1 pseudogene is annotated in these 231 nt (G+C 74.0%); it reads right to left on the reverse strand.

Annotation, left to right across the window (positions count from 1 at the left end):
- Positions 1–15 precede the first annotated feature (15 nt).
- A pseudogene (locus F3J18_RS25285) lies at positions 16–231 on the reverse strand (FAD-dependent oxidoreductase); the annotation flags it as partial.

Genomic DNA, 231 nt, shown 5'->3' on the forward strand with positions numbered 1-231 from the left:
GGGGCCGGAGCATTACAGCGGCACCGCCGCGCCGAAGCGGCCGGCCAGCGTATTGCCCCAGGCGCCGGCCGAGTTGATCAGCCAGTCGGCGCTGAAGCGAAGCGCGCCGGCGCGCAGCTGGTAACGCCGGCCGTCGTACTCGATCTCGCTAAGCTCGGTCTGCTCGAACACCTGCGCGCCCTCGCGCCGGGCGGCCGCCGCGAAGGCCGGCGAGACCAGCCGCGGATTGGC

Source organism: Burkholderia sp. Ax-1720, from assembly GCF_011753035.1.
GTDB classification, from domain to species: domain Bacteria; phylum Pseudomonadota; class Gammaproteobacteria; order Burkholderiales; family Burkholderiaceae; genus Burkholderia; species Burkholderia gladioli.